This is a genomic window from Methanobrevibacter cuticularis (assembly GCF_001639285.1).
GTDB lineage: Archaea > Methanobacteriota > Methanobacteria > Methanobacteriales > Methanobacteriaceae > Methanobaculum > Methanobaculum cuticulare.
The window spans coordinates 1-12,326 of the sequence record NZ_LWMW01000132.1 but is presented as its reverse complement, the minus strand read 5'-3'; the positions used below and the strand labels follow the sequence as shown (position 1 = coordinate 12,326).

Annotated in this window: 10 protein-coding genes; 5 read left to right on the top strand and 5 right to left on the bottom strand. The window is 28.1% G+C overall.

The window, feature by feature from the left end; genetic code table 11:
• Positions 1-1,093 precede the first annotated feature (1,093 nt).
• The 3 genes from MBCUT_RS08675 to MBCUT_RS08665 all read left to right on the top strand — a co-directional run bounded on the left by MBCUT_RS08675 (position 1,094) and on the right by MBCUT_RS08665 (position 4,225).
• A complete protein-coding gene (locus tag MBCUT_RS08675) occupies positions 1,094-1,927 on the top strand; it encodes a 4Fe-4S binding protein (protein ID WP_067260287.1) in 834 nt (277 codons plus the stop codon).
• Positions 1,928-2,354: 427 nt separating this feature from the next.
• A complete protein-coding gene (locus MBCUT_RS08670; RefSeq protein ID WP_211263797.1) occupies positions 2,355-3,413 on the top strand; it encodes an ATP-binding cassette domain-containing protein in 1,059 nt (352 codons plus the stop codon).
• Positions 3,410-4,225 carry an ABC transporter permease gene (locus MBCUT_RS08665; RefSeq protein WP_067260285.1) on the top strand — a complete coding sequence of 272 codons (816 nt, stop codon included), beginning with the start codon at positions 3,410-3,412 and terminating at the stop codon, positions 4,223-4,225. The genes MBCUT_RS08670 and MBCUT_RS08665 overlap by 4 nt, the downstream gene beginning before the upstream one ends.
• A gap of 288 nt (positions 4,226-4,513) precedes the next feature.
• Here the strand turns inward: MBCUT_RS08665 and MBCUT_RS08660 are convergent, their stop codons facing one another.
• The gene (locus tag MBCUT_RS08660) at positions 4,514-5,803 is read right to left on the bottom strand and encodes a UbiD family decarboxylase (RefSeq protein ID WP_067260284.1); all 1,290 of its coding nucleotides are present in this window, start codon (positions 5,801-5,803) and stop codon (positions 4,514-4,516) included.
• A gap of 200 nt (positions 5,804-6,003) precedes the next feature.
• A complete protein-coding gene (gene purE, locus MBCUT_RS08655; protein ID WP_067260283.1) occupies positions 6,004-7,038 on the bottom strand; it encodes a 5-(carboxyamino)imidazole ribonucleotide mutase in 1,035 nt (344 codons plus the stop codon).
• Positions 7,039-7,711: 673 nt separating this feature from the next.
• Here purE and MBCUT_RS08650 point away from each other — a divergent pair.
• Both MBCUT_RS08650 and MBCUT_RS08645 read left to right on the top strand, forming a co-directional pair.
• Positions 7,712-9,445 carry a glycosyltransferase gene (locus MBCUT_RS08650; RefSeq protein ID WP_067260282.1) on the top strand — a complete coding sequence of 578 codons (1,734 nt, stop codon included), beginning with the start codon at positions 7,712-7,714 and terminating at the stop codon, positions 9,443-9,445.
• 258 nt (positions 9,446-9,703) lie between these two features.
• Positions 9,704-10,180 (top strand): type II toxin-antitoxin system antitoxin SocA domain-containing protein, encoded by a 477-nt coding sequence (locus MBCUT_RS08645; protein ID WP_067260281.1) that lies wholly within the window; start codon positions 9,704-9,706, stop codon positions 10,178-10,180.
• Between the two features lie 237 nt (positions 10,181-10,417).
• Here the strand turns inward: MBCUT_RS08645 and mmp11 are convergent, their stop codons facing one another.
• The 3 genes from mmp11 to MBCUT_RS11485 form a co-directional block, all read right to left on the bottom strand.
• Positions 10,418-11,350, bottom strand: a complete 933-nt coding sequence (gene mmp11, locus MBCUT_RS08640) for a methanogenesis marker protein 11 (protein WP_067260280.1) — start codon at positions 11,348-11,350, stop codon at positions 10,418-10,420.
• 95 nt (positions 11,351-11,445) lie between these two features.
• Positions 11,446-11,862 (bottom strand): 6,7-dimethyl-8-ribityllumazine synthase, encoded by a 417-nt coding sequence (gene ribH, locus MBCUT_RS08635; protein WP_067260279.1) that lies wholly within the window; start codon positions 11,860-11,862, stop codon positions 11,446-11,448.
• A gap of 190 nt (positions 11,863-12,052) precedes the next feature.
• A partial coding sequence (locus MBCUT_RS11485; RefSeq protein WP_211263796.1) for a hypothetical protein occupies positions 12,053-12,326 on the bottom strand: 274 nt, incomplete at its 5' end.

Genomic DNA, 12,326 nt, shown 5'->3' with positions numbered 1-12,326 from the left:
ATATTTATTTCGACCAAGCTTTTTCTTATAATTTTCATCAGCTTCTAATCCAAAAACAAAAAATTTATATTGCACATCAGACACATTACTAATAGGAGAGGTTGTTTTTACTACTATCATAGTTAAATATTAGCCTCTCCTACTATATAAACCTTATTATTCTTATTTTAGAAAAAAACACGTGCCTACGGCACAAAATCATCAAAAAGATAGTTTAAAGAACCTAAATTTTTTCTGAAATTTCACAAAAAAATTTCAACTAACAAATTGACAGTCTCGATTTTTTGTATTTTTTGAGTGATTTTCGATCTTGTTTTTCTTATTTTTCAGGTTTTATAATTTTTATTTCTAAAAATACAAAACAGCCTTTTGGTAGAAAAGTAATAAAATGCTGTTTCAACTGAAAAATTAATATAGTGGAACTAATAGATATTATATTGTGATTTACATGAATATTCAACTTAATATGATTAAACCGACTTCAAATGGATATTGTTGGGCAAAGTACTTAAAATTACTTAAAATCTTTAATTTTCGATAATAGAAAAACTCATCAGGAATTAGCTAAAAATGGTTTAACCCCTTTAAAATCTTTTATCAATGTCTTTAAAGTGGTTATAGTGGCTTTATTTTTTGATTTGGATATTTTAATGCTGTATTATTGAACTTAATCATGATAAAAAGCTTAAAATGCAATTAGGTATTGGATATAAAGAAATGTTGAAAAATTGGAAAGATTATAAAGGAATAAGAAGTAAAATTGAGGATTTTAACAAATTACTCCAATAATACTTTTTATTAAGAAAAACACACCACTATACAAAAAAGCATCAAATAAAAAGACATGTTTAAATGTACTTTTGGGAAGCATAATTATATCACTAGGGTTTCGAACAAAAAAAGCAATACAATACCTCACAGAAATGTGAAAAATCTAGCACCCTAACAACTATATAATATCACCTTTATATAATAGCTATTGTAATATAATTAAATTTATCGCGGTATTTTATGAATCGAAAATAATTATCTTCTGATTTTACAAAGCCTTTAAATCATCCAGAAATATAAAGGATAATAAAATGGTGATTGAATGAATAAAAATTTAAGAGTGCCTGTTGGAATCTTTGGAATTTTTTTGATAATAGCTATTACTCTAACATATACATTGAATAATCTATTCTATCTTGTTAATTTTCTATATATTGGTTCTATATTATCCATAGGAATTTATTTATTTGTAATTAATAATAAATATGGAAGACATTTAGTACAATTCACAATTGGATTGTATATGGTAATATTTTTAGGCATTATTCTTCAAGAAAACATGCAATTATCTGGATTTTTTTATTATCTATTTTTAGGAGTCTTTCAAGCTGCAGTAATCCATTATGCTATTGCTAAAATTTTTGGACCAGTATTGTTTGGTCGTGGCTGGTGTGGATATGCATGTTGGACAGGGATGGTCTTAGATATTCTCCCATTTAAAACTCCAAAAAATCATGAAAGAGTGAAAAATCTTGGTTTACTTAGATACATGATTTTTATACTAATATTCATAGGTGTTTTAATCTTATTTTATCTAAATGTTCCTAATTTAGATTATTTAATGTTTATAATATTCATATTAGGAAATTTAATTTATTATGCAGTAGGAATAGTATCAGCATACATACTCAAAGACAACCGAGCATTTTGTAAATATTTCTGCCCAATCACAACATTTTTAAAACCTGCAAGCTATTTTTCACTTCTAAGAGTTAAAAACACATCTGAAAAATGCATAAAATGTAACAAATGCATAAATAATTGTCCCATGGATGTGGACATGTTGGATAACAGAAGAAAGCGAAAAAACGGAACAGAATGCATTTTATGTTTAGAATGTATTAGTAATTGTCCAACAAAATCTTTAAAAATTTGATAATTAGAATTTTTTCATGTTATATTAATTAGAATTTTTTTATTTTATAAAATAATGGATAATCATTATTTAAAATTGAAAATAAAAGCATTTTTTAAAAAATATAGAAAAAATACTGTTATTAACATGAAAATTTTCTTTTTTGTTTTGATTATCATTATTCTAATTAAGTATCTTTTTTAATTATCTTTCAATTGTCGATAAGTTCATAAGTTAACTATTTCCAGTTCAAATTATTTCAACTCACTACTGTTTCATAAGTAAACATTTATATAGTATTAAGTAATAAATAGCTATTGCTATTATAAATTATTGATTAATTTATTAAAAATATAATGATTAGCTTGTTTAGAATAGTTAGGAGTTTAATATGAATAGAAAAGAAAATATTAATGAAAATGAGACTTTGGCGATTGAAGCTCGTGGATTGGTCAAAATTTTTGATAAGTATACAGCAGTCGACAAAGTTGACCTTAGTGTTCCAGTAGGGAGTATCTATGGTCTGGTTGGACCAAATGGGGCTGGTAAAACTACTATAATCAACATGTTAGCTACACTGTCTCAGCCAAATGCTGGTACAATCAAAGTGTTCGGTTATGATGCACAAAAAGAAGCTCATGCTGTTCGACAATTGATAGGTCTAACTGGTCAATTTGCTTCAATTGATGAGAACCTATCAGCCCTTGAAAACCTAATAATATTTGGTAAATTACTTGGTTTATCAGGTGCTGAGTCTAAAAAACGTGCTTATGAACTTTTGGAAGATTTTGGTCTTAAAAATGTTGCAAAACGTTCAATTGAGAAATTTTCAGGTGGTATGCGTCGTCGAATTGACCTCGCCGTGAGTTTGATATTGGAACCTCCATTGATTTTTTTGGATGAACCTACCACTGGTCTAGACCCACGTACTAGGGCACAAATGTGGAAAACTATTCGAAAACTAGTTAAAAAAGGTTCAACTATATTATTAACTACACAATACCTTGATGAAGCGGATCAGTTGGCTGATCGTATAATGTTGATTGATCATGGAAAAGTGGCAATTGATGGCACACCAGACCAGTTAAAAGATTCTATTGGTGCTGAATCGCTTCAATTAACTGTTCGTAACATTGAAAAAGTGCATGATGCTGTAAAAATCGTTAAAAAAATCCTTGATGTGGAAGTTCAGTTATTGGAAGCTAGTAACGTGACTGCACCACTTAATAGTCCAGATAAGCTTGTTGAAATACTCAATGAGCTGAATAAGGCAAATATCGATCTATCTGGTATTCAGGTAAGAAGACCAACCTTAGATGATGTATTCATGGCTCTCACTGGTGAATCAATAGAAGAAGAAAATAAGAAAAAAGAAATTGGGGAAGAAATAATGAAAGAAGAAGTAGTTAAAGAAGAAAAGATGCAAAAAAAAAAAGAAATTGGGGAAGAAATAATGAAAGAAAAGGTAATTAAACAGGAAATTACTCAAAAAGGAGAAATAAAATGACCTCTAAAAATATCATTCCTCCAAATGAACGAAAATTGAAAAATTACATAGGACTAGGTACAACTATAAAAAATACACTTACACTTGCGCACCGTTCTTTGCTGCAGATGCTCCACAATCCTGAAATCATCATCGATATAACTCTGATGCCAATCATGTTCACATTGATATTTACATTTCTTTTTGGAAGTTCAGTATCTGGAGATATTGCTAGCTATTTACCGATTGTTATCCCAGGTATCTTAATCATGACATATGTCACTGGTTCTGGATCGGTTGGTGCACAAATCAATGAAGATATGGATAAAGGCATCATGAATCGTTTTAAATCGATGCCAATTGCACGTATAGCTCCATTGGCAGGTATGTTAATTTCTGAATTAGTTAAATATGCTGCGATTGGAATTATTGTGTTCTCGCTTGGATTTTTACTTGGATATCGACCAGAAGCGGGTATTTTGGCAGTTGGAGCAACCATACTCTTTATGATGTTCATCACATGGTGTTTAAGTTGGGTATTTGCATGGTCAGGAATAATAGTCAAATCAGCATCAACTGCCACTGCACTTTCAATGGTTATCATGTTTCCACTGATTTTTCTTTCCAATGCTTTTGTACCAGTAGAAACTTTGCCAGGTTGGTTACAATGGTTTGCAAATGTTAATCCATTGAGTCATGTTATTAACGCTGTTCGTATGCTGTTGACAAATGGAAACATTGGATTAGATTTTTGGTTTTCTTTAGGAGGCTCTTTGGTCATTTTGATTATCTTCATTCCTCTGACACTACATGTTTTTAAAAAAAAGCAATAAATTGCAGTATTTCAAATATTTAATACTTTTTCTAGCGTTTGAACATATTGAATTTACTACATGTTCGATTGTAGAAATATAGGGTACTGAAGATGCTGATAATTCATTATATATTGTTTTTATCCAATATATTATGAATTCAATGGCTGATATTTAAGATAATTGGAGTAAGAATTGTTAATTTCAAATTAATATTACTTCATTATCTCAAAAGCACAGATAATAATTAATAAAAAATTGCTTTTCAGTTCTCATCTAACTTCAGAAATTCTTAATTTAAATAATTAATTATTCACTTAAACTAACTCTTTCAAATTTTTCTTCTTTTCCTATTAATTTAGTTGCATCTACACCAACTTTTGTTGTTGTACCATCAGGAAGAGCTACAGGATCAAGAGAAGAACCTCTGGCTTTAGGAACGATAATGATATCATCATCACCTTTTACACGTGTAGCTATTGCATATTCGATATCCTGAGGATCAAATATATCAACATCAGTATCTACTACAACTGCATGTTTAAGGGATGGATGGGCAGCTAATGCAGCTAAAATAGCATTTTTTCCATCACCTTGGGTTTGTTTTTCAATAGCTATTGCTGAATGCAACCAACAACAACCTCCTTCTGTTAGTACAACGTTTTTAACTGTTGGAACTGTATTTTGAACAGCTTGAAAAATCCTTGGTTCTTGGGGCATTCCTTGAAGTAGTTTATGTTCAAAACCTGCAGGCAAGATAGCATGATACATTGCATTTTCTTTTATATGCATATTATTTAACTCTATCACAGGTTCGTCTCTTATGACATCGTAAGTATCGGTTAAGTCAACAAATGGCCCTTCTTTTGCTGTTTCATTTGCTAATATTTTACCTTCAAATATTATTTCTGCTTCTGGAACTTTTAAATCAACATTTTTTAGGTTCATCAGATTTAAATTTCCATCTTTGAAAGTATTAGCTACTTCCATTTCATCTTGATCTATAGGAATGGATGTAGTAGTTGCAAGTAATGTTGTAGGATCCATACCAATAGCTATAGCTATATCTAAATCTTTATTCATTTTTTTAGACTTTTGGAAGTAAGTGTATAAGTTTCTTGGTACTATTCTTATAGCTAATTTATTTTTCCCAAGGACCAACATTCTATGAATTGAAGCATTTTGAATTCCTGTTTCAGGATCTTTTGCAAATACAACTCCTGCAGTTATATAAGGTCCACCATCTCTTTTATAATGGGTAAGAATAGGAATTTTATTTAAATCAGCTTTTTTAGAAGTGTATTCATTATTTGAATTGGATAAATCATTATATTTACTAATTTTCTGGGGATTTGTAGTGGAATTAATGATTTTTTGTGTTATTTCACTTATGGTACATCCTAAAGACCTAGCTATTTTCTCTCTAGTATTACATATTCCTGAAATGATGGGGATATCGTATCCTTCTACATTTGACAATATTACAGTTTTTGTAGGATGCTCTCTTAGGATTTTAGCTGCTTCATATTTTGTTGAAACTTCTTCTTTGATTCTTAAAATCCTATATTCTTCTTCTAATAACTTTAAAAAATTTTCCATAAAATCACCCCTTTAATTATAATTCTCTTATTTATTAATTAAATTGTTATTTAATTAAATAGCTTAAATTTAGCTATAAGTTATTTATAATTATTTTTTATTTAATTAAATAGCTTAAATTTAACTATTTAAATTAATTATAATAATTACATAGCTTTTTGCTTAGTTATTGTATAATATTATATATTAACTTAATTTTATTATAAATCTGCTGTTTTATATTTTAATCGTTTCAAATTAATTTCAATTTCAGGATCTGATATTCCTAAAATCTCTCCAGCCAATACTCCTGCATTTCTTCCGTTTCCTATACCTACAGTTGCAACTGGAACTCCAGGAGGCATATTGCTCATTGAAAGGAGGGAATCCATTCCATTTAACTCTACAGCACAAGGAACTCCAATAACTGGTTTTTCACTCAAAGCCACAACTGAGCCTGCAACATGAGCTGATAAACCACTTACTGCAATAAATAGCTTAACATTTTCCATGTCTTCAATATATTTATGGAATTTATCAGGGTACCTAATTGGAGAGATGACATTAATATCATAACTAATATTTAATCTATCTAGAACAATAGCTATTTTTTTAGCTTCTTCAATATCAGAATAACTACCAGGGACCACGGATACTAAAGGACTATCTTTTGTTTCCACGGATTCCTTAAAAACTTTGTCAGTGACTGGTTCAACCTCAGTAATTTCATTATAATCTGGGATGAAATCTTTTTGAAAATACTCTCCACTAATTTTTGAGATTAATTTTTTTTCGTCCTTTTCTACTTTGTCTTGATAAGATTTTCTAAGCTCTGAAACTCTTTTTCTAACTTTTTCATCTGTAATTCCAATTATTTGTCCTGCAAGAATAGCCCCATTATCTCCTCTATCTATTCCAACAGTGGCCACAGGAGCAGGAAATGGCATCTGAGCTGAAGAATATAAAGCATCTAATCCACCCAATTTAACATCTACTGGAACACCAATAACTGGTTTATGAGTATATGCTGCTATTGATCCTGGTAAATGAGCTGCTAATCCAGCTATACCTATAAAAACTTCAACTCCATTATTACTTGCTTCAATAACTAATTTTTTTACCTTTTCATGAGTTCTATGTGCCGACGCGACTTTTAAACTATAAGGTATACTGAGAGTTTCTAAAATATCAATAGATTTTTGAGCTATATTTAAATCAGAAAGACTTCCGAGAATTATCATTACTTTGGGATTCATTAAACACACCATAACTTGATATTAACTAATTAATTATCCTTAATAATTTTATAAATAAATTATTTAATAAATTATTCCATCTTTAATTATTATAAATAAATGTTCATAAATAATTTATTTATAAAGTAACATTTATAAAATAATTAAATTTAATATCTAATAGTACAATATCTATATTAGTTACAATAATAATTTAATATTGTTGAAACTGTTATTTATTATTTTATAAATACTCATAAATAATCATTAAATAATCATAAATAAATTATCGTAAATAAATCCTAAATAGTTATAAATAGTTATAAATAGTTATAAATAGTTATAAATAAGTTATAAATAAGTTATAAATAAGTTATAAATAAATTAGAAATAAGTTATAAATAAATTTACAAATTCATTTTGCAATTTTTCATAATTTTTTGTTATAATATTTTATTTAAAAACTTTTATAAAATAATAAATACATATTTTAATTATATTTAAAAAAATTGTAATTCTTTATTTAAACAAGAAAATTAATTGTTTATTTAAACATTATTAAAAAATCAAGACATTAAAATTTTATTTAATTTTTTTATAATTCAATTTAATAAATAATTCAATTTAATAAATTCTATGTTCTATTAATTCAATAATTAATTAAAATAATTGGTTATTTAATTGAGGTGAAAAATTGTATTGGGCAGTCTTAATTCTTATATTTTTATTGGCATCCGTTAAAACTAGCAATGCATCTAAAAATAATAAGAAAAAACCATCAGTTTCTATAGTAATCCCAGCTTATAATGAAGAAAAAACAGTAGCTGGCGTAATAGCTGCGGCTAATGAGTTATCTTATGTAGATGAAGTCATTGTTGTAGATGATGGGTCTTATGATAAAACAGCTGATGAAGCTAAGTTTTCAGGGAGTACTGTCATTTCTCATGCAACTAATCAAGGAAAAGGGGCAGCTATAAAAACAGGCTTTAAACATTCTAAAGGAGATATTATAGCTTTTATCGATGCTGATATTCAAAATTTAACTTCTGATAAAATTGACAATATAATCCGCCCGATATTGGATGGAAAAACTGATATCACCAAGACTAAATTCATCAGAGAAAGTGGAAGAGTTACAGAACTCACAGCAAAGCCACTTTTAAAATTTTTCTTCCCAGAAATAACTTTTGATCAACCTTTGAGTGGACAATTTGCAGGAAAACGTTCAGTTTTAGATAAAATTAAATTTGAAAAGGATTATGGTGTAGATGTAGGTATTGTACTTGATGCAGATGCCCATGGTATTAACATCAATGAAGTTGATATTGGGGATATCAAACATGACATGTCTCCATTGAATAGCTTAAATGAAATGGCTAATGAAGTCGTTAGAACTATAATTAATCGTGCTATTGAGTATGGTCGTGTTACAATGATGGATACTCTGGGTAATTATATTAGAATGGCGACCCTAGGTCTTTCACTTATTATTTTAGGATTATTTACAATATTTTTTGTTCGAGGAATACCTCTTGAAATTGGAGTAGGTATTACTTTAATTGGGATAATATTAACTATTTATTACTTGGTCTGTCTTGTTATAAAAACAGTGGCAATGTTTAGAAATAAATCTAGGGGTAATTTCCTAAGATCTTTTATAAAAATGCACTTTCCAGTTTTAATTTCAGCACTAGTTTTGATTTTAATGATTTCGACATTTTTAAGTGCAGCTACTATAAGTGATGGTAAAGTTTCCATTGAACCAACTTCAAGAAATCTTGTGATATTTCCAGGATCTCCAGATCAAGCAATCTATGTTAGGGGTCCTTATAGTGTAGATAGTGCATTGGAAAATGAAATAGATATTATTCGAATGCCACAAGATGCTCTAAATACTTTAGAGCTTAATTATGGGGATGTATTAACCATTGATGGAGAACAGTACACTGTAAATGAGACTAGAATTGGAGAAGAAAATCTTTTACGATTGCCGTCTAAAGTAAGAACGGTTTTCAACGTTCAAATAGGGGATATGATATCTGATGGTAATATTAAAGGTGTATTTGAAGGGATTCAGGCACAACGTTCTTTTAATTCTACTAATCTCACTTCTTCCAATGTTTCTTCCAATTTAAATTTTGTAATTAATGCAATGTCTAGTAATGGAGTCATAATGGCTATTTATTTGGATAATAAACTCATTGATTCAGTTAGTGGTGCAATTAAAAATAATTCATCTTATGATATACAAGCAAATGGAATTGTAATAAGTTCAATAATTGTGGATGATCTTAAACCAGGAAATAGCTATTTTGCTTATTATGGTGATCATATCATTGAGTTAAAAATATTAAATAAGACATCTACTCTCAAAAATTTTGATACAAATGATTTTGGTCCATTTTTATCTTTTAATTTTGATTATTGACCTTATGTTATTGTATTTATATTGAAGAGAATATATCTATTATTTATTCAATGTTATTTTTATTTTTAGTATTATTTTAAATGAATTTATTATTACTTTTCAAGACCTCTTTCAAAATTAGCAAGTATTAAAAAATCATTATATCTTATTGTATATTTAAATCAGAAAAGATTTTTTTATTATAAAATATTTTAAAAGAAGTATCAATTAATAAAAATATTAAGATTCTTTTCTAAAAAAGTCAAATCATGGGATATCATGAAGCTAAATAAAGAAAAAATGAAAGAAATTGTCCATTATATCATTTACAATTGTGATAATGACATAACTAGAATAAAATTGTGTAAAATATTGTTTTTATCAGACTTTAATCATTATAAAGTCTATAATGAATCTATTACAAATGAAACTTATAAAAAATACCCTGAAATTCCATTTCCATACCATTTTATAAATATTAAGGATGAACTTATTTTTGAGAGAAAAATTGATGAAATAACTCCTCCTATTTTCACAGGATCCAATATAGAATTAAGATATAACTCTTTAAATACTCCAAGAGTTGATTTCTTGAAAAAGAGCGAATTAAAAATTGTAGACATGATCATTAAAAAATATTTCAATGTGAACAATATAGATCTAAATAATAGTTTAAATGATAATGTAGTATGGAGAAATGCTAAAAATTATGAAATTCTAAATTACAATGTATTTAATACAATCAAAGATAATTAGTCATAATTACAGATAATTAAACATCTTTAATTGGCTACCGTGCTTTATTGAAGATAATTTAATATTTGATTATCTTATTTTTTATTTAAGAGGTTATTTATTTAAGGGGTTATTTATTTAAGGGGTTATTTATTTAAGGGGTTATTTATTTAAGGGGTTATTTATTTAAGAGGTTATTTATTTAAGAGGTTATTTCAAGGGATTAGTTTAAATAAATTTGATGTTATTAACAATATTCTAATAATAAACTTTCACAGCTTCATCTAAGTTGTTATAGATTCCAAGAGCAGCTAAAGCGCCAATTTTTCCTTGATCTCCAGTTACGGGTATTAATGGAATATTTAATTCTTTAGCTATTTTTTCAGCTTCTTCAACTGAAACCATACCTGTTTTAGCTTTCATAGAATATTTAATAAGGATTTCTGGAATTTTAAGACCTTCTAAAATAGCTATTGCTGTTTTATCTGAAAGTGTATCTTTTTTAAGAAGTTCAATAGTTCTTTTTATAAGGCTTTCTTTCTTTTCTGGTAATACTGCAAATGTTAAAGCTATTGATACACAATTTTGAGTCTTATGGGGATTATGGGGATATAATTGAACAATTACATGGTCTAAATATTCAAATCCTTCTTCTTGCAGTTTTAATCCGATGTTATGGGCCATCGTCCAAGTAGCTCCTTTTTCTTTGGTATCTGTATCATCAATACCAATAACTATTTTTTCCATTTTAGGAGTTATGACTGCAGCTTTTCCAAGCTTTGAACCACCACCTTCATTATATATTTCGACTTGTTCAACACCTTCTCCCATTCCACGGCACATTCCTGCTCCAACACCAGCTCCAGCTAAGCCACTATGAACAACTTTAATTTTATTTTCATCAATAGCCACTTCTTCAATTCCAGCAGCGTTTATACTAGCTTTAAGATTCAATGGCTCATTTCCCACTTTAGTTAGAAAAACTTGTTTATTTCCATCTCGATAAGCATTTAAAATTAGCTTGCTAGTATTTTTATATTGGTTGATAAGCCAATGTGATCCAGATACACAAGGATGATATTCTACAATCTCAACTAGGTTATCATCGGCCATAGTTATTATTTTTTTATAGGGAGCTATCCAAGGATCTTTGAATTTCTCTTTCAAATCTTTAGGTTTTAGAATTTCCATAAAAACCACTAGCATACTACTTATTTTGCTAAAATTTTATTAACAATTTCAGCAAAATTCTTATTTGAATCTTTCATGATTATTTATAAGTATAATTAGATTTTTTCTAATCTGGTACACATTTTAACAGCTGATTCAACGGCACGCTTACCATATTCAATGCGTTTATGGGCATCTAATCTTGTCATACCAGGACCACTTATTCCTAAAGCTACAGGTTTTCCTGATTCAAGAGAAAGATCAGCTATTTTACGTGATGCATGTTGTGCTACTATTTGATCATGATCTGTAGATCCTTCTATAACTGCACCTAAAGTGATCACTGCATCAATATCATCTTTTTCTAATAGCTTTTTAATAGCTAGGGGCATGTCAAAAACGCCCGGAACAGGAACAACTTGTGTTATTTCACATTCTCGAATTTTAGCTTCTTCTTTAGCTAATTCAAGCATCATGTGAGTTATGTCATAATTAAATTCAGCTACTACAGCACCTATTTTATATTTTACCATAATAATTCCTCTTAAATTTCATTATTAATAATTTTAATAATATTATAAAATGTATAATTTTATATATTCTTTTCACAATTTGTTTATATTTCTTTAGTTATTTCTTTAGTTATTTCTTTAATTATTCCTTTTTATTTTTTAGTTAATAAAATAACTTACTAAGAATAAAATAGCAACAACATTATATTTTTTAAAAAGCCAGTAAAAAACCAGCTACCGCACTCATGGCCATAATTAAGATAATCAGTACAGCTACTATTTTCATCCATTCCATTGTTTCCCTCCAAAATCTTATTTTTTTAAAAATTTTTATTATTTTTATTTTAGAATTTAATTTATTATCAGTAGTTCGTAAAGTATTAATATTATGGTGGTGTGTATTATTATGTATGCAAACAAAAAACAACACACCACATAAGATATTATTGAATGATGATGTATTAAATCTTTCGGTGAATGTGGTT

What these genes read in the sequence shown, in the direction of transcription:
- purE (WP_067260283.1), bottom strand. Translation starts at nt 7,038, where the DNA reads ATGAATCCCAAAGTAATGATAATTCTCGGAAGTCTTTCTGATTTAAAT.
- MBCUT_RS08660 (WP_067260284.1), bottom strand. Translation starts at nt 5,803, where the DNA reads ATGGAAAATTTTTTAAAGTTATTAGAAGAAGAATATAGGATTTTAAGA.
- MBCUT_RS08645 (WP_067260281.1), top strand. Translation starts at nt 9,704, where the DNA reads ATGAAGCTAAATAAAGAAAAAATGAAAGAAATTGTCCATTATATCATT.
- mmp11 (WP_067260280.1), bottom strand. Translation starts at nt 11,350, where the DNA reads ATGGAAATTCTAAAACCTAAAGATTTGAAAGAGAAATTCAAAGATCCT.
- MBCUT_RS08665 (WP_067260285.1), top strand. Translation starts at nt 3,410, where the DNA reads ATGACCTCTAAAAATATCATTCCTCCAAATGAACGAAAATTGAAAAAT.
- ribH (WP_067260279.1), bottom strand. Translation starts at nt 11,862, where the DNA reads ATGGTAAAATATAAAATAGGTGCTGTAGTAGCTGAATTTAATTATGAC.
- MBCUT_RS08675 (WP_067260287.1), top strand. Translation starts at nt 1,094, where the DNA reads ATGAATAAAAATTTAAGAGTGCCTGTTGGAATCTTTGGAATTTTTTTG.